This is a genomic window from Halopseudomonas phragmitis, from assembly GCF_002056295.1.
In the GTDB taxonomy this organism is placed as follows: domain Bacteria; phylum Pseudomonadota; class Gammaproteobacteria; order Pseudomonadales; family Pseudomonadaceae; genus Halopseudomonas; species Halopseudomonas phragmitis.
This window is the reverse complement of the sequence record NZ_CP020100.1, coordinates 2,841,358-2,859,576: the sequence shown is the minus strand read 5'-3', so window position 1 is coordinate 2,859,576 and position 18,219 is coordinate 2,841,358. Positions and strand designations below refer to the sequence as shown.

General features: G+C 60.2%; 18 protein-coding genes. 11 read left to right on the top strand and 7 right to left on the bottom strand.

Going from position 1 to position 18,219, the window contains the following annotated elements:
• Positions 1-247: 247 nt before the first annotated feature.
• Positions 248-853, bottom strand: a complete 606-nt coding sequence (locus tag BVH74_RS13335) for a TetR/AcrR family transcriptional regulator (RefSeq protein WP_119700640.1) — start codon at positions 851-853, stop codon at positions 248-250.
• 89 nt (positions 854-942) lie between these two features.
• On the opposite strand from BVH74_RS13335, the gene BVH74_RS13330 reads away from it, so the two are divergent.
• From BVH74_RS13330 to BVH74_RS13310, 5 genes are all read left to right on the top strand, one after another.
• A complete protein-coding gene (locus tag BVH74_RS13330; RefSeq protein ID WP_080050537.1) occupies positions 943-2,421 on the top strand; it encodes a flavin-containing monooxygenase in 1,479 nt (492 codons plus the stop codon).
• Between the two features lie 14 nt (positions 2,422-2,435).
• The gene (locus BVH74_RS13325; RefSeq protein ID WP_080050536.1) at positions 2,436-3,260 is read left to right on the top strand and encodes an SDR family NAD(P)-dependent oxidoreductase; all 825 of its coding nucleotides are present in this window, start codon (positions 2,436-2,438) and stop codon (positions 3,258-3,260) included.
• An 11-nt stretch (positions 3,261-3,271) separates the two neighbouring features.
• Complete coding sequence (locus BVH74_RS13320) at positions 3,272-4,216, top strand: alpha/beta fold hydrolase (RefSeq protein ID WP_080050535.1); 945 nt, start codon at positions 3,272-3,274, stop codon at positions 4,214-4,216.
• A gap of 60 nt (positions 4,217-4,276) precedes the next feature.
• Positions 4,277-4,495, top strand: coding sequence for a YgdI/YgdR family lipoprotein (locus BVH74_RS13315; RefSeq protein WP_080050534.1), 219 nt, complete (start codon positions 4,277-4,279; stop codon positions 4,493-4,495).
• A gap of 182 nt (positions 4,496-4,677) precedes the next feature.
• Entirely contained in the window at positions 4,678-7,257 is a 2,580-nt protein-coding gene (locus tag BVH74_RS13310) for an EAL domain-containing protein (protein WP_080050533.1), read from the top strand.
• Between the two features lie 2 nt (positions 7,258-7,259).
• Here BVH74_RS13310 and BVH74_RS13305 read toward each other — a convergent pair whose 3' ends face one another.
• Complete coding sequence (locus BVH74_RS13305) at positions 7,260-8,108, bottom strand: DUF4344 domain-containing metallopeptidase (RefSeq protein WP_080050532.1); 849 nt, start codon at positions 8,106-8,108, stop codon at positions 7,260-7,262.
• A 167-nt stretch (positions 8,109-8,275) separates the two neighbouring features.
• Here BVH74_RS13305 and rimO point away from each other — a divergent pair, with 167 nt between their 5' ends.
• The 4 genes from rimO to BVH74_RS18810 all read left to right on the top strand — a co-directional run bounded on the left by rimO (position 8,276) and on the right by BVH74_RS18810 (position 11,437).
• A complete protein-coding gene (gene rimO, locus BVH74_RS13300) occupies positions 8,276-9,595 on the top strand; it encodes a 30S ribosomal protein S12 methylthiotransferase RimO (RefSeq protein ID WP_080050531.1) in 1,320 nt (439 codons plus the stop codon).
• 104 nt (positions 9,596-9,699) lie between these two features.
• Positions 9,700-10,041: a DUF2845 domain-containing protein gene (locus BVH74_RS13295; protein ID WP_080050530.1), complete on the top strand. Its 342-nt coding sequence runs from the start codon at positions 9,700-9,702 to the stop codon at positions 10,039-10,041.
• Between the two features lie 229 nt (positions 10,042-10,270).
• Positions 10,271-10,960, top strand: coding sequence for an aquaporin Z (gene aqpZ, locus BVH74_RS13290; protein ID WP_080050529.1), 690 nt, complete (start codon positions 10,271-10,273; stop codon positions 10,958-10,960).
• A gap of 30 nt (positions 10,961-10,990) precedes the next feature.
• Positions 10,991-11,437 (top strand): hypothetical protein, encoded by a 447-nt coding sequence (locus tag BVH74_RS18810; protein ID WP_131038199.1) that lies wholly within the window; start codon positions 10,991-10,993, stop codon positions 11,435-11,437.
• Here BVH74_RS18810 and BVH74_RS13285 read toward each other — a convergent pair.
• The gene (locus tag BVH74_RS13285; RefSeq protein WP_080050528.1) at positions 11,397-12,740 is read right to left on the bottom strand and encodes a metal-dependent hydrolase family protein; all 1,344 of its coding nucleotides are present in this window, start codon (positions 12,738-12,740) and stop codon (positions 11,397-11,399) included. The genes BVH74_RS18810 and BVH74_RS13285 overlap by 41 nt on opposite strands.
• A gap of 172 nt (positions 12,741-12,912) precedes the next feature.
• On the opposite strand from BVH74_RS13285, the gene BVH74_RS13280 reads away from it, so the two are divergent.
• Both BVH74_RS13280 and BVH74_RS13275 read left to right on the top strand, forming a co-directional pair.
• Positions 12,913-13,230 carry a YggL 50S ribosome-binding family protein gene (locus BVH74_RS13280; RefSeq protein ID WP_080050527.1) on the top strand — a complete coding sequence of 106 codons (318 nt, stop codon included), beginning with the start codon at positions 12,913-12,915 and terminating at the stop codon, positions 13,228-13,230.
• A gap of 130 nt (positions 13,231-13,360) precedes the next feature.
• Positions 13,361-13,699, top strand: a complete 339-nt coding sequence (locus BVH74_RS13275) for a zinc ribbon domain-containing protein YjdM (protein WP_080050526.1) — start codon at positions 13,361-13,363, stop codon at positions 13,697-13,699.
• A 17-nt stretch (positions 13,700-13,716) separates the two neighbouring features.
• Here the strand turns inward: BVH74_RS13275 and BVH74_RS13270 are convergent, their stop codons facing one another.
• Genes BVH74_RS13270 through BVH74_RS13255 form a run of 4 tightly spaced genes read right to left on the bottom strand, consistent with a single transcriptional unit; the run spans position 13,717 to position 18,142 of the window.
• Positions 13,717-14,181 carry a DUF3429 domain-containing protein gene (locus BVH74_RS13270; protein WP_080050525.1) on the bottom strand — a complete coding sequence of 155 codons (465 nt, stop codon included), beginning with the start codon at positions 14,179-14,181 and terminating at the stop codon, positions 13,717-13,719.
• A gap of 45 nt (positions 14,182-14,226) precedes the next feature.
• Entirely contained in the window at positions 14,227-16,269 is a 2,043-nt protein-coding gene (locus BVH74_RS13265; RefSeq protein WP_080050524.1) for a transglutaminase TgpA family protein, read from the bottom strand.
• Positions 16,266-17,255 (bottom strand): DUF58 domain-containing protein, encoded by a 990-nt coding sequence (locus BVH74_RS13260; protein ID WP_080051734.1) that lies wholly within the window; start codon positions 17,253-17,255, stop codon positions 16,266-16,268. Before BVH74_RS13260 ends, BVH74_RS13265 begins: the two co-directional genes overlap by 4 nt.
• Positions 17,225-18,142, bottom strand: coding sequence for an AAA family ATPase (locus BVH74_RS13255; RefSeq protein ID WP_080050523.1), 918 nt, complete (start codon positions 18,140-18,142; stop codon positions 17,225-17,227). The genes BVH74_RS13260 and BVH74_RS13255 overlap by 31 nt, the downstream gene beginning before the upstream one ends.
• Between the last annotated feature and the right edge of the window lie 77 nt (positions 18,143-18,219).

Below are 18,219 nucleotides of genomic sequence, written 5' to 3'. Positions count from 1 at the left end.
TATATTAATATTCATGAGGTTATAACTCCTCCGTTAGCCCAACCGTATTAGTGCCGCATCGTATTTTTGCCCAATCATTAGGATAGGCTTAAGCACAGACGTTGGTGTTTGATCGCGTGCGGGTGATCTGGGGTGTGGGGCGTGTCCGTGCTGGGCCATGCTGACCTCCTTGTCGATGATGGTTTGAAGATAAACCGTTATCGCGTAGAGGCCAAGTGCCATTTTGAGGTTGGCCGGGCTTTGTAGGTTAGCTGGGCAACAACACCGCCCCCAACTTCAATGCTGTTTCCGCCACCTCCTCCACCGGCTGTCGGTAGCCGCTGGCCATCCAGTGCAGGGCGATATGGATCACCCCGCCCATGACGCCGGCGTGCAGCAGCGGGTCGGGGATGTAGTCATGACGGGCAATGACGCGGGTGATGTCGTCGCTCATGGCTTGCAGTGAGCGGGTAATGGCGTCATCTACGGCGGGGCTGATGCCGCGAATTTCCACCAGCAGCAGGTTGGCGGTCAAAGGTTCGGCTTTGAGCGCGGCGAAGTAGCTGCGCAGCAGTTGCCGGCCGCGTTCCAGTTGGTTGATGCCGGCGGCCTGGGCGGCGGCGGTGATTTGTTCGCGCAGGCGGGTGGCGGTCTGTTCGTAGCAGGCTATCAGCAGGTCGTCGCTGTGGCTGAAGGATTCATAAAAGTAGCGTTGGGTCAGCCCGGCGGCATCACACACCTGCTTGACCCCGGCATGCCGGTAACCCAGGCGTCCATAGACCTCTACGGCGGCGTCGATCAACTGCTGGCGGCGCTGGGCTTTGCGCTCTTCGGCGGCGGAGCCACGATAGCGGCGTTGACTGGTAGTCTGCATATTCATCCAGGTTATTCTGACAATCAGGATTGCCAAAGTGTAAGTGACAACCTAGATTGTCACCAGACCCATCGCTACGGACGTGGATCATGAGCACACAACAACAAGTACAGTTCGCCCCGGAACCACTCGATGTATTGATTATCGGTGCCGGCCTGTCCGGCATTGGCACGGCCCGGGCCTTGACCGATCAGTGCCCGGACAAGCGCTTTGCCATTCTTGAAGCCCGCCAGGCCATTGGCGGCACCTGGGATCTGTTCCGCTACCCCGGTATCCGCTCCGATTCTGACATGTACACCCTGAGCTACAGCTTCAAACCCTGGACCGAACGCAAGGCGATTGCCGATGGCCCGGACATTCGCCGCTATATCGAAGAAACCGCCGAAGAAGCCGGGATCACTCGGTTTATCCGCTTCTGCCACCGGGTTATCAGCGCCAACTGGGACAGCCCCAGCGCCTGCTGGACGCTGGAGGTAGAGATCAGCGCGACGGATGGCAGTGTGCGCCAGGAGCAGTTGCAGGCACGCATGCTGGCGGTGTGCGCCGGTTATTACAGTTATGCCGAGGGTTACCGCCCGAGCTTTCCCGAGGAACAGCGCTTTGCCGGGCAGTTCGTACATCCGCAGTTCTGGCCCGAGTATCTGGACTACAGCGGCAAACGCATTGTGGTGATCGGCAGTGGCGCTACCGCCGTGACTCTGGTGCCGGCGCTGGCCGACAAGGCCGCGCATGTGACCATGCTGCAACGCTCACCCAGCTATGTAGTGTCACGCCCGCTGGTGGATGGCATCGCCCAGCGCCTGCAGCGCTGGCTGCCGCTGCCGGTGGCACATGCCTTGACCCGCTGGAAGAACGTGCTGGTCGGCATTTTCTTTTTCAATATGGCCCGCAAGCACCCGGACATGTTCAAGCGCCGGTTGCTGGACATGGCTCGCGACCAGATGGGGCCGGATATCGACCCGAAGCACTTCAGCCCCAGCTACAAACCTTGGGATCAGCGCATTTGCGCGGTGCCCGATGGCGATCTGTTCCATGATCTGCGTGCCGGCCGGGTGTCGGTGGTCACCGATACCGTCGCCGGCTTCAGCGAGCATGGCGTGCGCCTTGAAAGCGGTGAGGAACTGCCCGCCGATATCGTCGTCACTGCCACCGGACTCAAGCTCAACATGCTTGGCGACATGCGGCTGAATGTCGACGGCAAGCCGGTCACGCCCGGCGAATGCATGGCCTACAAGGGCATGATGCTCAGCGATGTGCCGAACATGATTCTGACCTTCGGCTACACCAATTCGTCCTGGACCCTGAAGGCCGAGCTGACCGCCAACTACACCTGCCGGCTACTGCGCTATATGGACCGCAAGAGCCTTAGCGTTGCCGTGCCCAGGCGCGCGCCCGAGGTGCAGGAAACCCCATTCCTCGACTTTACCTCCGGTTATGTTCAGCGCGCTGCTGGGTTGCTGCCCAAACAGGGTGACCGCAAGCCCTGGCAGGTCTACCAGAATTACCTGAAAGACAAGCTGACCATTCAATACGGGCGCATCGACGACGGCACCCTGGACTTTCATTAAGAAGGAAGCGTTTCATGCAATTGAATGACAAGGTTGCGGTACTGACCGGCGCGGGCAGCGGGATTGGCCGCGCCCTGGCTCTGGCGTTGGCCGAGCGCGGCTGCCATCTGGCGCTGGCCGACATCAACGCCGCCGCACTGGCAGAAACCGCTCAACAGGCCCGCGCTGTCGGGGTCCGGGCCAGTGAACATGTACTGGACGTTGCCAAGCGCGAGCAGATCGCTGCTCTGCCCCAGGCGGTCATGGCCGAGCATGGTCAGGTCGATCTGTTGATCAACAATGCCGGGGTTGCGCTGGGCGGTGACTTCCATCAGGTCAGCGAAGCTGATTTTGACTGGCTGATGGCAATCAACTTCGATGCCGTGGTGTGCATGACCCGGGCTTTTCTGCCGCTGCTCAAACAGCGCCCGGTGGCGCGGCTGGTGAACATTTCCAGCCTGTTCGGGCTGATCACGCCGGCCGGCCAGAGTGCCTATTGCGCCAGCAAGTTCGCTGTGCGCGGCTTTTCCAACGCCCTGCGCCTGGAGCTGCGCGGCAGCCCGGTGGGGGTTACCGTGGTGCATCCGGGCGGCGTGGCGACATCTATCGCCACCAGTGCCCGGCTGGCCGATGATATCTCCAAGCAAGACGCCGCACGCAATCTGGAACGTGCCCAGCGCCTGCTGCGCATGCCGCCGTCCAAGGCCGCTGCGATCATCCTGCGCGGTATTGAGCGTGACAAGGCCCGGGTACTGGTTGGTAATGATGCGCGTCTGCTGGCCTGGCTGGAGCGGCTGATGCCAACCAACTACTGGCGTCTGCTGCCGGGGCTCGCTCGCGAGCCAGAACGCCAGCCCTGAAGGTGGCCCGAATGTCGATTATGCAGGGGATATTGCTCGGGCTACTGCTGGTACTACTCAGTCTGTGGCTGTTCAGCCGCTTCATAGCCTGGCGGGCGCAACTGGCCTCTCCGCCAGAGGGGCGTTTTATTCGGGTCATGGGGCATCAACTGCATTATGTCGAAGCCGGTCAGGGGCCGGCCATCGTACTGATTCACGGCCTGAGCGGGGTGTCCCGGCACTTCACTTACAGTCTGCTTGACGAGTTGGCTCGCACTCACCGGGTCATCGCCCTGGACCGCCCGGGTAGCGGTTATTCCAGACGTAACCCGCGCTCGTTTGCAGGTCTGGATGTACAGGCTGATGTAGTCGCTGCGTTCTGCCAGGCCCTGTCGCTCGACAAACCGCTGCTGGTTGGCCATTCGCTAGGTGGCGCTGTGGCCCTGGCCACTGCGTTGCGCCATCCGCAATTGACGCGAGGCCTGGCACTGATTGCCCCGCTGATCTGTATGCCGCAATCCACGCCAAAAGTCTTCGCCGCACTGAACATCAGCCAGCCCTGGTTGCGCCGGCTGATCGCCAATACTGTGGCGGTCCCGCTAATGCTGTTGCAGCGCGAGAAGGTTCTGAAAATGGTATTCGACCCGGAACCGGTGCCCGCCGACTATGCCCAGCGTGGCGGTGGCACTCTCAGCTTGCGTCCCAGTCACTTTCTGGCGGCGGCCGAAGATCTCGGCGCCCTGGCCAGTCGCATGCCACAGCTACAAGCGGCTTATGCCGGGCTGAGCGTACCGCTGGCCATTCTTTACGGCCGGCAAGACCGGATTCTCGACCCGACAGAACAGACTCAAACCATGCTGGAATGCCTGCCACAGACCAGTCTGGAGCTGATTGATGGCGGCCATATGCTGCCGCTGACTCAGCCACAACAGTGCCTGGCATTCATACTCCGGCATGATCAAAAGGGAACCTTTTGAAGAAACAGCCTGTCACAAGTGTGTAGTTTTTATCCATACACATTTTGGAGGTGTATTCTTATGAAACAGTCCCTTGTTGCCCTGATCTGTGCCGCCGCTTTTCTGGTTCTGGCCGGTTGCGCCAAGGATCACTTGATCGCCACCCATGATGGCCGGCTGATCGAGACTGACAACAAGCCGAAGATCGATGACGATACCGGCATGATCGAATACAAGGACTACGAAGGCCGGGTCAACCAGATCCCCCAGTCCGAAGTGCGTGAAATCAAGGAACGCTGATCAGCAGCACTGCGGCGGGCATAGCCCGCCGCAAGTTTCCCTCTCCCTCCTGCCGCCAGTGCAAGGGGAATAAAATCCGCGATTAGTATTTTTCTGCTATCACTACTATATAACTAGTCATCCCCCGCCGACCTGAACGGACGCGCCGCGACAATGGACCTGTTGAATGGAAGCCCTCTCAGATGACTCGCCAGCCTCTGCTTGGTGCGCTCATCCTCGGCCTGTGCCTTACCCTCTCTACCGGGCTGCAAGCCCGTGAGCTGCGTGTAGGTGTCTATCACAACCCACCCAAGCTGCTACTCAACGAACAGCAGCAGCTAGCCGGTATTTTTGGCGATCTGCTGCGCGCAATCGCCGCGCGGGAACAGTGGACGCTGGTCCCGGTGCCCTGTGCCTGGCAACACTGCCTGAACCTGCTCGGCAACGGCGAACTCGACATCATGCCGGATGTCGCCTTCAGCGAAGAACGGGCGCAGGTGATGGACTTCCACCAGGTCCCGACTCTTTACAGCTGGTCACAGCTCTATCAGTCCAACGGTCATGACATCAACACCTTTCTTGACCTGGACGGCAAGCGCGTGGCCGTCCTTGAAGGCTCGATTCAGCACCAGCACCTGATCCAGAAAGCAGAAAACTTCGGCATCAGCCCTACCTGGCTGCCGACCAGTAGCCTTGAGCAGGGCTTTGAGCTGGTAGCCCAGGGGCATGCCGATGTGGTTGCGGCCAATCACTTCTTTGGCGATAAGCATGCCCAGCGCGCTGGCTTGCGTGCCACGCCTATCATGTTCCAGCCAGCCCAGTTGTTTTTTGCCAGCACCGGAGGCCGTCAAGACGAGGTACTAAGCCGCATTGATCATTATCTGCGCGAATGGAAGTCCAACGACCCGTCGCCGTTCTTCGACACCATGCGTGAGTGGGGTGCCCTCCCAACAGCAGACCCGCGCCTGCTGATCGTTTCACCCCAGTTCTGGTGGACTGTTGGCACCCTATTGCTGCTGTTGCTGTTTGCCTTGAGTCTGAATTTTCTGCTGCGTCGCCAGGTCGAGGAAAAGACCCGCCACATCAAGGCCAGCGAAGAGCGCCTGAACACCATTCTCGACAGCGTAGAAGCCTGCATCTATATCAAGGATCGCAAACTGCGTTATCAGTACGCCAACCAGAAGCTGTGCAACCTGCTTGGCCTTTCAAGGGAAGAGATTATTGGCCGGACCGATGCGGATTTTTTCGACGCCAAGGCTACCGAACACATCCGCGACAATGACCATAAGGTGATCAAGGACGGTATCAAACTGGTCGACGAAGAAGTCACAACCTTCACCACATTGGGAACGCCACACACGTTCCTCTCGGCCAAGCTGCCGCTGTATGGCCCGGATGACCGCATCTACGCCCTGTGCGGCATTTCGACCGACATCACCGAATTGCGCCAGATCCAGGAGCAGATGCACCAACTGGCCTATTACGACCCGCTGACCAGCCTGCCCAACCGTCGCTTGCTGATCGACCGGCTGAGCCATGCCCTGGCCAATCACAAGCGTACCGGCCTGGAAGGGGCATTGATCTTTATCGACATGGATAACTTCAAGGTACTCAATGACTCGCTGGGCATGGATTACGGTGATCTGCTGCTATGTCAGGTTTCAGAACGGCTGAACCAGCATGTACGCGCCACCGACACTCTGGCCCGCCTGAGTGCCGATGAGTTCGCGTTGCTGGTTGAAAGCCTGCCCGATGACGCCGAAGCCAGCCACCAACTGCGGCGCCTGGGCCAAAAGCTGCTTGAGCGGCTGTCGCAACCCTTCGCTCTGAACGATAGCCACCATGTCACCAGCGCCAGCCTTGGTATCGTGATGCTATCGGAAGCCAGCGGCAGTGCCGATGAACTGCTCAAGCGCGCCGATCTGGCGGTGAACGAAGCCAAGAGTAGCGGACGCAACACCATGCGCTTCTTCAATCCAACCATGCAGGCTGAAGTCAGCCGGCGTGCCCGCCTGGAAGCTGATCTACGCTACGCCCTGAGCCAGCAGCAATTGCGCCTGCACATCCAGCCCCAGGTTGACCAGCATGGCAGCCAGGTGGGTATGGAGGCTCTGGTGCGCTGGGAGCATCCTCAGGATGGCACCATTGCGCCCAGCGATTTCATCCCGGTTGCCGAGTCCAGCGGGCTGATCATTTCGTTGGGCGAATGGCTGGTCAGTCAGGCCTGTCAGATGCTCGCGCAATGGAGTTCACACCCTCGGCTCAGGCACCTGACCCTGGCCATCAACATCAGCCCGCGCCAGTTTCGCCACCCCAAGTTCGTCAATCATGTGCTCAACAGTCTGCGCGTCAGCGGCATCAACCCCGCGCACTTGAAATTGGAAATAACCGAAAGCCTGCTGATTGAGGATCTGGAAAGCATCATCAAGAAAATGAAGGGACTCAAGGATCTGGGGTTACGCTTTTCGCTGGATGACTTCGGCACCGGTTACGCCTCGCTGAGTTATCTAAAGCGCCTGCCTCTGGATCAGATCAAGATCGATCAGTCATTCGTGCGCGATCTGCTGACCGACAAAAGCGACGAGGCCATCATCCGTACCATCGTCGCCCTGGGCGAAAGCCTGGAAATCGAGATCATTGCCGAGGGGGTGGAAAATGAAGCCCAGTTGGCGCGCCTGAAACAGCTTGGCTGCCGGCTATTCCAGGGCTATCTGTTCGGGCGCCCGGCGCCGATCAGTCATTGGGCTGCCGAGACCGCAAGCTCCGCTCCCCAGGGCCGCTGAGATTACTGCCCGCGCGCCTGGAGCCGACGAGCACGCAGCGCCGGCAGCTCAGCCGCCAGCACCCTGAAGTGCTCGATCAGCTCGTAACACAGATTCAGCTCGCCCTGCAGGCGGTTGTACCAGGCGTCAGGAGCTCCGCAGGTGACCAGCCGCAAGCTGACCGGGCGCGGCAGTGGAAAACTGTCACTGGCCCGGTTGGCTACCTGTTCAATCAAACCCGAGGCCTGAATCCGCGCCAGCAAGGCCTCGCCACCCTCCAACTGTACCGGCAGTGGCCCATATTCAACCTGGATACGATGCCCCTGCTCCGCTGAACTGGCCCGAAAGTGTTCAGTCAGCCAGGTCACCGCATGCTCGACCTGGCGGTACTCTTCATCGCAGTAGAATGAGCGCTCATCCGGCAGCCCCGTGACCTCCAGCACCCAGTCCAGGTTTTGCGGGTCACTGCCATAGATCAGGCAGGCGATATTGTAGAAACGTTGATCATCCATGGCATGGCTGTCCCAGGCCTGGATGGCCTGATCCCGTTCCTTGGCGTAGCTCGATTCCAGAGACCAGTAATCGGCCACATCGATCAACTGCAGATATAAATCCTCGCGCTGGTGCTCGCCGTGCAAGAGAAACAATCCCATCAACCCCAGGTGATCAGCGGCATCCTCTTCGCGCCCGAGCACAGGCAACTGCAACTCGTGGATCAGCAGGTGCCCCATCTCATGCAATAGCGTGAATTCGGCGTTGGCGCTGATGAAGCGTTCTTCGTCAGCCAGCAGCAACTCTGCGGGCACCTGCGCCAATGCCAGGCTGCTCCATACTCCCAGCCCAGCTAGTAGTCCCTGACCCCACACCCGCATTCTCAAGCCTCCTGCTGACTAGTCTGGTAACCATAGCATCACCCATATGGATGGTGCAGCAGATGCACAGGACGAGTGGCAAACCAGAAGGCTGGAACGCTGGGCGTTGCACGGCTAGAATACGCCGTTTTTCATCCTTGGCTGTCCGCCGCCCCATGAGGTAAAGCATGTCCAATCCCAAAGTCGGGTTCGTTTCCCTTGGCTGCCCCAAGGCCCTGGTAGACTCCGAGCGCATCCTCACGCAATTGCGCACCGAAGGCTACGAGGTGGTCCCCACCTATGAGGACGCTGATGTCGTGGTGGTTAATACCTGCGGCTTTATCGACAGCGCCAAGGCCGAATCGCTTGATGCCATCGGTGAAGCCATTGCCGAAAACGGCCGGGTGATCGTGACTGGCTGCATGGGTGTGGAGGAAAACGCCATTCGTGATGTTCACCCCAGCGTGCTCGCGGTCACTGGCCCGCAACAGTACGAACAGGTGGTCAACGCCGTTCATGAGGTCGTCCCGCCCAAGGCCGACCACAACCCGCTGATCGATCTGGTGCCGCCGCAGGGCGTCAAGCTGACCCCGCGCCACTACGCCTACCTGAAGATTTCCGAAGGCTGCAACCATAGCTGCAGCTTCTGCATTATCCCCTCGATGCGCGGCAAACTGGTCAGCCGCCCGGTTGGTGAAGTGCTGGGCGAAGCCGAGCGTCTGGTCAAGGCCGGGGTAAAGGAGCTGTTGGTCATTTCCCAGGACACCAGCGCCTACGGGGTCGATATCAAGTATCGCACCGGCTTCTGGAATGGCCGCCCGGTCAAGTCGCGCATGACCGAAATGTGCGAAGCACTGAGTGAACTCGGCGCCTGGGTACGCCTGCATTATGTGTATCCCTACCCGCACGTTGACGAACTGATTCCGCTGATGGCCGAAGGCAAGATCCTGCCCTACCTGGATATCCCCTTCCAGCACGCCAGCCCCAAAGTACTCAAGGCCATGAAACGCCCGGCTTTCGAGGACAAGACCCTGGCCCGGATCAAGTCCTGGCGGGAAATCTGCCCCGAACTGACCATTCGCTCGACCTTCATCGTCGGCTTCCCCGGCGAAACCGAGGAAGACTTCCAGTACCTGCTCGACTGGCTGACCGAAGCCCAGCTCGACCGGGTTGGCTGCTTCCAGTATTCGCCGGTCGAAGGTGCCCCGGCCAACGAACTGGGCCTGGAGCCAGTGCCGGACGATATCAAGCAGGAGCGTTGGGAGCGGTTCATGGCTCACCAGCAGGCTATCAGCGCCGCGCGACTGCAACAGAAGATCGGCAAGATCATCCCGGTGATCATCGACGAGGTGGACGAAGAAGGCCCGATCGGTCGCAGCATGGCCGATGCCCCGGAAATCGACGGTAACGTCTATATCGATACCGAACAAGCCCTCAGCCCCGGCGATATCGTCATGGTCACCGTCACCGACGCCGACGAATACGACCTCTGGGCCCAACTGGCCTGAACATCGACAAGGCCGAGCACTGCTCGGCCTTGCTTTATGCTCTTCCGGCGCAGCCTGCTGCGGGTTAGACTCTCCCATGCCCCTCAGTCGAAAAGGATAGCGACATGCACCTCTCTCACCGTATTTCCGTATTGGCCTGCGTCGGCTTTCTGTTCTGGTCCAACGCATCATTTGCCCAATCCACCTACCGCTGTAATAGCGGTCTGGTCAGTCTTGGCGACAACCGTTCCAGCGTTCTGCAAAAATGCGGAGAACCCGAATCACGGCATAGTCATTGCCGGGCTCTGACCACCAGCGCCACCACGGATGCGACCAGCGTCAATGTGCAAACCTGTGTCGAGATTGAGGAATGGACCTACAACCCCGGAAGCGGAAGACTGATGACCACCCTGGAGTTTGAAGCCGGGCGACTCAGCGAGATCGCTACCGGGCAACGCGTGCGCTAAGCACTCCCCCCGATCCCCATCGCGCGCCAGTCTGATGCTGGCGCGATCTGCCTGCCCCGGCAGCGCATTTCCCCTGCCCCGCCACTACCTGATTTCATAACCGCTGACTATGCTCAATGTGTGCTTTCAGTCCAGAGTGATATCTGGATAGAGGACCATGTGATGCTGTCGGGGACGGCGTCCATGTATCACGCGACTGAAGGGTTCCTGATAAGCAAAGGAGACGCTTATGAACAAGTATGTCGCGGAGTTTTTTGGCACGTTCTGGCTGGTACTGGGTGGATGCGGAAGCGCGGTTCTGGCCGCGGCCTTTCCCGAGTTGGGTATCGGTCTGGCCGGGGTTGCACTGGCCTTTGGTCTCACCGTACTGACCATGGCCTATGCCATCGGTCACATATCCGGCTGCCACCTCAACCCGGCGGTTTCCATTGGCCTCTGGGCTGGCGGCCGCTTCCCGGCAAAAGAACTGATTCCCTACATCATCGCCCAGGTGGTTGGCGGTATCGTTGCCGGCGGGGTTCTTTACCTGATTGCCAGCGGCAAGGCCGGCTTTGATGTTTCTGCAGGCTTTGCCTCCAACGGCTATGGCGCCCACTCTCCCGATGGTTACGGTCTGGGCTCGGCGCTGATCACCGAGGTAGTGATGACCATGATGTTCCTGGTGGTGATTCTCGGCGCCACCGACAAACGCGCCCCGCAGGGCTTTGCGCCGATTGCGATCGGGTTATGCCTGACCCTGATTCACCTGATCAGCATTCCAGTCACCAATACCTCGGTCAACCCGGCGCGCAGTACCGGTGTCGCCATTTATGTTGGCGACTGGGCCATCGCGCAGTTGTGGCTGTTCTGGCTGGCCCCAATTGTTGGTGCGGCTCTGGGTGCTGTGATCTATCGTTTTATCGGTAAGGAAAACCAGTAGCTCATCAGCAGCGACCAACAGGGAGCCCCCATGCCCAGCTACCGCCAACGCTACTCCATCGTTACGGCACTGCTTGGCGCCCTGCTGAGCTTGCCAGCCAGCGCCATCGAACGCCAGCGCTCGGGCACCGAACGCTTCCATGACCCGGTAATCGGTGCCAAGGGGCTCTATCGCCTGGACTCGCGGGCTTATCTGATGGGCTGGCTAATGACCGGCGGTTTCGGGGTTGGCTCGGATTCCATGACCGATATTCTGGTCAGTGCCGGCTACTCAATCAACGAACAAACGGCTTTGCTAGTGGTTACAGGCACATGTGGCTGGACTACACGGACGGTGGTTTCGAGTTCGATGCCCGCATTCACGGACTTGGCCTGGGGCTGGACTATCGTTTCTGACTGCCAGAGTCAGTGCGTAGCCAAGCCCCAGTCACAACCCACTATGGCAACAGGTTCTTGTAAATCACGCCGTTTTTCATGATCAGCACAAAGTTCTTGTCTGGATCGGCGATCAAGGACAGATCTGCTGTCGGGTCACCATCAACCAATAGCATGTCGGCCATGGCCCCTTCTTCCAGCACGCCAAGCGGTCCCGCCAGGCCATAACGCTCGCCAGCCATGCCAATCAACTGACCATTATTGCCGGTGGCAATCTGCAGGACCTCGCCTGGGTTGTACCAACGCTCCAGTGTGACCAGCAGCCGGTTCTGTTTATCTCCGGTATCACCGCTGGCGAGAATGTCAGTGCCGAACGCTACCTTGACCTTGTGTTTCTTCGCTAGATCAAAGGCTCGCTCGGTGCCGGTACTGACCATCAACTGCTTGACCCGGGAGGCGCCGGTCTGAGGGTTGGCCAGCTCGTTGTCGAGAAACGGCTGCAAACTCCACCAGGCGTTCTTGCTGGCGATCATCCGCACCGTTTCCTCATCCAGCAACTGGCCGTGTTCGATACTTTTCACCCCGGCCTCAAGAGCCATCTGCACGGCCCGCGAAGTGTAGGCATGCACGGCAACATAGGTGCCCCAGTTTTCTGCCGCCAGCACCGCTGCACGCAACTCGTCCGGGGTGTACTGGGTCACATCGATTGGATCATATAACGAGCTAACTCCGCCGCCAGCCATCAGTTTGATCTGGGTTGCACCCATCATCAGTTGCTCGCGCACCTTGCGCAGTACCTCGTCACTGCCGTCGGCAATAGCTGTAACCCGTACCTGATCCGAATAATTCAGCGGCGAGTTGCCTGCGCGCGGCACCTCGTAGGGCAGGCGGAAATCTCCATGCCCGCCAGTTTGCGACACCATAGCACCAGAAGGAAAAATTCGTGGGCCGCTGATCAGCCCTTCCTCAATGGCCCGGCGCAGACCAAAGGACGGCCCGCCCATATCTCGCACCGAGGTGAAACCACGCATCAGCGTAGCTTCGGCTACCTGGCCGGCCAATAGATGGATATAGGCGATATCTGCCGTCAGCGCTTCAACGGTTGTCGGGCTGACCAGTACCGAGTGCCAATGGGCATCGATAAGACCGGGCATCAGTGTGCGCTGTTCCCCGTCAACAACCTGAACACCCTCTTCGGGGGTGATCGGGCGAGTGGCGATCGTTGCGATCTGACCATCACGTACAAGTACATGGACCGGCTGCGCCGAACGACGGTCCGACTTGCCATCGAACAGGTAGACGTTTTCGATCAACACCGCTGGTGCTTTGGCAGCGGCACTGGGGAGCGGGAGAAGGCAGGCAAACAGACAGACAAACAGCAAAGACGCACGATCCGGCTTCAGCATAAAGGCCTCCTTGGCGCTCCGGAATCAACCCCGACTACTGACATCAACAAAGCACCGGCTTGACAGACTGTCAAGCCAGCGCCCGCAGATCGCGCAGACACGAAATTGCATGCCAATCCTGGGCGATCCGGCTAAAGTGTCCCCTTAATCAGCAACGGAGCAACAGGTTTCCATGACTACCCAACGTAGCCGCCGCCTCAGAAAGAAACTGCGCGTCGATGAATTCCAGGAAATGGGGTTCGATTTCAGTGTTGAGCTCAAACAGCCGCTGGACGAGAGTCAGGCCGATGCGCTGGTTGACGCCTTCCTTGATGAAGTGGTCATCCCACGCGGACTGGAGTTCGGCGGCTGGATCAATGGCGGCTTTATCTGCAAGGCCGGACGCGGCTCGGCCACCGATGCCGATCGTGAAGCCGTGGCCGACTGGTTCAAGGCCCGCGCGGAAGTCAGCGACGCCAATGTCAGCCCATTGGTTGACGCCTGGCACTGAGCCCTGGGGCGGTGATTTAAGCCAGCCGCGAGCAGCGATTGTGCCCGTGGCTGCGTAAAATGGCCGCATGGACACCCCCCAGCTAATCGGGCATCATCCCCGGCCCAATGGATCAGACCAAGGACACCCGATGAGTCAGCTTCCTCCTTGCCCATCCTGCGGCTCGGAATATACCTACGAAGACGGCATTCAATTTGTTTGCCCCGAATGCGCCCATGAGTGGACCGCTGCCGAATCCGCTGCCGCAGAGCAGGCCCGGGTCATTACCGACGCCAATGGCAATCCGCTACAGGACGGCGACAGCGTCACCGTGATCAAGGATCTGAAGGTGAAAGGCTCTTCCCTGGTGGTCAAGGTCGGCACCAAGGTCAAGAATATCCGACTGGTTGAAGGCGATCACGACATCGACTGCCGCATCGACGGCATCGGCGCGATGAAACTGAAGTCCGAATTCGTCAAGAAAAGCTGAGCGCCAGACAAACCCTGTCAATGGGTTATCAGGGTGGCCGCCCAGGCCACCAGCAACGACAGAATCACCACAATACTCAATGGCTTGCGCAGGGCTGGATACCAGACCGGCGCAAGGCCATGATTCACCGCCCAGATATCGGCGTAGTACAGCGCCGCATAGGCGAAAAAGAATACCGGGATGGCCAGGCCGATCGGCAAACTCAACGCCACCCAACCCAGCAACGGTGGGATGACCGACAAGCCCAGCTGAAATGGCGCCTTCTCGCTGGATTCCTCGGCGCGCATGGCCAGCCCCCAGTGAATCGCTCCCATGAAGGCAAGAATCACTGCGGCATAGCCCAGCAGTTCCTCCATGACTCGCTCACGCCAGACTTCTGGGGTTACCCACAGCCCCAGCGCTCCGGTGACAAAGGGAATCATGCCGACCATGCCCAAGCCAACCGCCAGACGCGGGGGACGAATCGCGTTGAAAGGATGCATGCAGTCTCCGCCAGAGTTCAGCCCGCTGCTGCGGGCACTTGCTCATTATAAGTGGGTGGACTGACCGGGCAAGTGCTGCGCCGGTCTCGAAATTTTTCCCGCTCTGAGCGGTAACGCGCGCGTCAGTACAGCCAGATGCCGGCGTAACCCCGCACAGGTGTCACGGTCAGGTATGCCGTCCTCGGCATAGGTCAGCCGAACATATTCATCGAAAAAGGCTGCCAATGGCTCTCGCTGCGCCGGCAGGTGCAGCTCCAGGCGTTGCTGCCAGGCTCGCGGCCCCTCGCCACGCACCGCCTGCAACCCCAGGCGCCGCAGCTTGCGATCAAGCTGCTCCCAGGCTTGCCGACGCGGGTCAGGGTGCCTGCGCCGCGGACGCAGGCTCCATACCACCAACGGCAACATGACCAGTGCGGCAGCAATCAGCAGGACCAGGCCGACCCGTTGCCAGTCTGTGGTACCCAGCCAACGTTGCAGGAACTCCAGTTGCCGCTCGGCCTGATAACCCAGCACCCGCAGTTGCCATTGATAGTTGAGGTCGTCCCAGGCCAGACGCAGGTTGTTGATCCAGCCGATGTTGCGGTAACGGGCTGGGGCCATCAGGCTGCCTTCAAGAAAGCTGCCCTCACCCTGCAAGGCATCCTGCAGCCCACGTTCGATGCGCTCTGGTGCAACCTGGAAGGTCGGATCGACCGAGACCCAGCCTTCCCCGTCCAGCCAGACCTCAACCCAGGCATGGGCATCGAACTGATGCACCAGCACATAGTTGCCACGCGGATTGATTTCACCACCCTGATAGCCGGCTACCACTCTGGCCGGAATGCCGGCTGCCCGCAGGACAAAGGTCATGGCTCCGGCATAGTGGGCGCAAAACCCGCGCCGGCTGTCGAACAAAAACTCATCGTTGCTGTGCCGGCCCAGCGTCGGCGGTCGCAGGGTGTAATGGAAGGGTTCACGATTGAAGTGCTGCAACAACGCCTGAACCAGCTCAGCATCGCGTGGATAACGCGTACGCAACTCTTCGGCCCAGGCCCGGCTGCGCGGATCACCCTGTTCCGGCAAGGCGGTGTAGATCCGCTGCTGCAAGGGATCAAGATCATGCGGATCAAGCCGGCTTTCCGGCCACGAAGTAGCCTGATAGGCCAGGGTCTGGGTGATTGGGCGTTTGGCCTGGAGCATGAAGTCGCGGGTCAGCACCAGGCTGTCATCATCGGATGAGGCGCCGCGCAGGCTGAATACCCAGGGCTGTTGACTGGCGCGGGTCACCACCTGATAACGCACCGCCTCCCCCCGTGGCTCCCAGGGCCGCGGCATGCCAATCGAGGCAAAACTGGAATGGCTCCAGCGCCGGCCATCGAAATGGCTGAGAGTCAGGGCTCGCCAGTAAAGCTCGCTGTGCGCGGGAATGTCAGCCTCGAAACTGGCGCGAAAAGCCAGCTCGGGCGAGCGAGCCAGATTGGCGATATCAGCCGGCGCCATGCTCTCGGCCAGCCCGATGGTGGCGCTCTTGCCCGGGGTATTGACCGCCCACAGCGGCCCGAGCCGGGGAAACAGCACAAACAGCACCAGCATCAACGGCAACGCCTGCAGCAGCAGCAACCCCGAGCTGCGCAGAGCCCGGATCGGATCATTGCGCCCTGGTGTCTGTTGTAGCCCGACCAGCGCAGCCACCAGTACCAGCAGGCTCAGGCACTGATACAGCGTCAGCAGGATGCCCTGATCGAACAGAAACGCCGTAGCGATGATGAAAAAGCCCAGGTAGATCACCACCAGGGCATCACGCGGATTGCGCATCTCCAGCAGCTTGAGCATGAACAGCAAGAGCAGCAGCATCACCGCCGCATCCAGGCCCAGCAGGCTGCCCTGGGTGGTGAATACCCCTAGCGCAATCAGCCCCAGCGCTAGCACCTTGACCACACTGCCGGGATAACGCCAGCGCATGCGCTGGATCTGTACTCGCCATAAGGCGCAGGCCATCCAGAGTACCGCCACCCAGAACGGCAGACGTGGCAGGTGCGGCAACAGCACAACAACCTGGGCCGTCAGCAGCCAGGCCAGACTGTTGCGGGGAATCAATGCTGCCGTCATGCTGCCACCCCATACAACGCCAGGGTCTTCAGGCAGGCATCGCGGTGTGCTTCGCCCAACGCTGGGCCCAGACGCTGGCTGCCAAGTTGCAGGCCATAGGGCTGGCCACGCCGTTCCAGCTCCAGTACCCAGCCGGTCAGATAACCCAGGCGCTGTTCAAGATCCTGGCCCGGCGCGCTGTCGAGTACCAGCCATAGACTGTTCTGGCTGGGTTCGGCAAACACCTTGCTGTGCAGCCCCTGCCCTCGTGACCAGGCCCGCCAGTCGAGGCGCCTGCGTGAATCGCCGGGTTGATAGGCCCGCAGCCCTTGAAAGTCGTCGACCCCTTCAGCATTGAGCAGAGCGCCATCGCCATCGCCACCAGCGCCCTGGCGCGGCAACGCAGCGACCAAAGGTTTGGGGTACACCAGCACCTGCCAGTTCAGATCGACCAGGCTCCAGGCAACAAACCAGCCGAGCGGATAGCGCGTTTCAACCCGCAAGCGTCCGGGGCGAAACCAGCCACGCTGATGCACCGGGTGATACAGGGTAACCGTCGTCTCCTGCCCGGCTTCCACATCCAGACGTTGAGGTTGAGTGCGTGGCCAGTACAGGGCCAGTGCCTGATGTTCGTGCTGCACAGCAGCCAGGGTCAGCGACAGCGGCGCCGACTCGCCAACAAATACCGGCCGGCTGCCGGTCGCCCGTAGCTCCAGCCCGGCCAGGTTGCGGTAAGTATGATGTAGCCCAACCCAGAACAGGCTTACCAGCAGGAAGGTCAGCGCATAGACCAGGCTATTCTGATAATTGATCGCTCCCAACAGCATGATCACCAGCAATACCAGCAGCGCCAGTCCTGCCCGGGTCGGCACGATGAAGATGCGCCGATGATTGAGCCGGATCTCCCGAGCCGCCGGAATGCGCTTACCGATCCAGCGCTGGAACAGGCGGCTGGTTTGACCGCTGAGCCGGGCAATCACACCGCGTTGACCTCGTTCAGCAACCATTGCGCCAGCCCGCCGCCGCCATGGCCGGCTGGATCATCATTGGCCCGCAGGCGGTGACTGACAACCGACGGCAGGACCGCCTGCACATCCTCGGGAATTACATAATCACGGTGTTCGAGCATTGCCCAGGCTCGTGAGGCCGCCAACAGGCCCAGGCTGGCGCGCGGTGACAGCCCCCAGGCACAGACCGGGCTTTCCCGTGTCTGGGCCACCAGACGCAGGATATAGTCGATGATCGCCTCACTGGCCTTGACCCCAGGCACCGCCGCCTGCAACTGACGTAACTGCTCACGCCCCAGGGTTGGCTCCATCCGCTCCAGCCTTACCCGCCGCTCAGCCCCATGCAGCAATGAACGCTCAGCCGCCTGCGAGGGATAGCCCAAGGACAGGCGCATCAGAAAACGATCCAGCTGAGATTCGGGCAAGGGAAAGGTGCCGCCCTGGGTTACCGGGTTCTGGGTGGCAATTACGAAGAACGGATCCGGCAATGGCCGGGTCGCTCCATCGACAGTCACCTGCCCCTCTTCCATGGCTTCGAGCAGGGCGCTCTGGCTTTTCGGCGTGGCCCGGTTGATCTCATCGGCCAGAATCAGTTCAGAGAAAATCGGCCCCGGGTGGAATACGAACTGGGCGCTGTTGCGGTCGAAGACCGAGGTACCGAGAATATCCCCGGGCAGCAGGTCACTGGTGAACTGAATCCGCTGGTAGCTCATGCCTAGTACCCGAGCCAGAGCTTGCGACAGGGTGGTCTTGCCCATGCCCGGCAGGTCTTCGATCAGCAGATGCCCTTTGGCCAGAATACAGGCTAGCGCCAGCTTCACCGCCTGCTGTTTGCCCAGCAGTACTTCATCGACCGATGCCAGCGCTCGGTCCAGAGCATCCCTCATGTTCACCTCGTTGTTTGTCCAAGACCGCATGTTAGGGGCCCTGGCACTATGTGCAAAGTCGCAGGCAATGGCTTGTA

What these genes read in the sequence shown, in the direction of transcription:
- BVH74_RS13335 (WP_119700640.1), bottom strand. Translation starts at nt 853, where the DNA reads ATGCAGACTACCAGTCAACGCCGCTATCGTGGCTCCGCCGCCGAAGAG.
- BVH74_RS13330 (WP_080050537.1), top strand. Translation starts at nt 943, where the DNA reads ATGAGCACACAACAACAAGTACAGTTCGCCCCGGAACCACTCGATGTA.
- BVH74_RS13325 (WP_080050536.1), top strand. Translation starts at nt 2,436, where the DNA reads ATGCAATTGAATGACAAGGTTGCGGTACTGACCGGCGCGGGCAGCGGG.
- BVH74_RS13320 (WP_080050535.1), top strand. Translation starts at nt 3,272, where the DNA reads ATGTCGATTATGCAGGGGATATTGCTCGGGCTACTGCTGGTACTACTC.
- BVH74_RS13315 (WP_080050534.1), top strand. Translation starts at nt 4,277, where the DNA reads ATGAAACAGTCCCTTGTTGCCCTGATCTGTGCCGCCGCTTTTCTGGTT.
- BVH74_RS13310 (WP_080050533.1), top strand. Translation starts at nt 4,678, where the DNA reads ATGACTCGCCAGCCTCTGCTTGGTGCGCTCATCCTCGGCCTGTGCCTT.
- BVH74_RS13305 (WP_080050532.1), bottom strand. Translation starts at nt 8,108, where the DNA reads ATGCGGGTGTGGGGTCAGGGACTACTAGCTGGGCTGGGAGTATGGAGC.
- rimO (WP_080050531.1), top strand. Translation starts at nt 8,276, where the DNA reads ATGTCCAATCCCAAAGTCGGGTTCGTTTCCCTTGGCTGCCCCAAGGCC.
- BVH74_RS13295 (WP_080050530.1), top strand. Translation starts at nt 9,700, where the DNA reads ATGCACCTCTCTCACCGTATTTCCGTATTGGCCTGCGTCGGCTTTCTG.
- aqpZ (WP_080050529.1), top strand. Translation starts at nt 10,271, where the DNA reads ATGAACAAGTATGTCGCGGAGTTTTTTGGCACGTTCTGGCTGGTACTG.
- BVH74_RS18810 (WP_131038199.1), top strand. Translation starts at nt 10,991, where the DNA reads ATGCCCAGCTACCGCCAACGCTACTCCATCGTTACGGCACTGCTTGGC.
- BVH74_RS13285 (WP_080050528.1), bottom strand. Translation starts at nt 12,740, where the DNA reads ATGCTGAAGCCGGATCGTGCGTCTTTGCTGTTTGTCTGTCTGTTTGCC.
- BVH74_RS13280 (WP_080050527.1), top strand. Translation starts at nt 12,913, where the DNA reads ATGACTACCCAACGTAGCCGCCGCCTCAGAAAGAAACTGCGCGTCGAT.
- BVH74_RS13275 (WP_080050526.1), top strand. Translation starts at nt 13,361, where the DNA reads ATGAGTCAGCTTCCTCCTTGCCCATCCTGCGGCTCGGAATATACCTAC.
- BVH74_RS13270 (WP_080050525.1), bottom strand. Translation starts at nt 14,181, where the DNA reads ATGCATCCTTTCAACGCGATTCGTCCCCCGCGTCTGGCGGTTGGCTTG.
- BVH74_RS13265 (WP_080050524.1), bottom strand. Translation starts at nt 16,269, where the DNA reads ATGACGGCAGCATTGATTCCCCGCAACAGTCTGGCCTGGCTGCTGACG.
- BVH74_RS13260 (WP_080051734.1), bottom strand. Translation starts at nt 17,255, where the DNA reads ATGGTTGCTGAACGAGGTCAACGCGGTGTGATTGCCCGGCTCAGCGGT.
- BVH74_RS13255 (WP_080050523.1), bottom strand. Translation starts at nt 18,142, where the DNA reads ATGAGGGATGCTCTGGACCGAGCGCTGGCATCGGTCGATGAAGTACTG.